1 pseudogene is annotated in these 271 nt (G+C 47.6%); it reads left to right on the forward strand.

Annotated features, from left to right (window positions below):
• Positions 1-271: pseudogene (locus HBA93_RS21215) on the forward strand (sensor histidine kinase); the annotation flags it as partial.

Consider the following 271-nt stretch of genomic DNA (forward strand, 5'->3'; position numbering starts at 1 on the left):
GCGACCGGCAATTGCAGATTATTTATCTGTTCACAGCGGCAGTCCTCGGTTTGACAACGGTGGGCGGATTGCTGTCATGGTTGCTCATCGTCAATATTAATTCGGCTAATCGCGCTAATCAGGAGTTGCTCCGCTATCAGGAAGAGCTTGAAGCAATCGTTGAACAGCGCACTAACGCTTTGAGCGTGGCGCTAAAAAATGAGAAAAAAGCCAATGAGATTTATAAGGGATTTCTGACGACTGTGTCACACCAGTTTAAAACGCCGGTGGC

Source organism: Ochrobactrum sp. SFR4 (genome assembly GCF_019730395.1).
Taxonomy (GTDB): domain Bacteria; phylum Pseudomonadota; class Alphaproteobacteria; order Rhizobiales; family Rhizobiaceae; genus Pseudochrobactrum.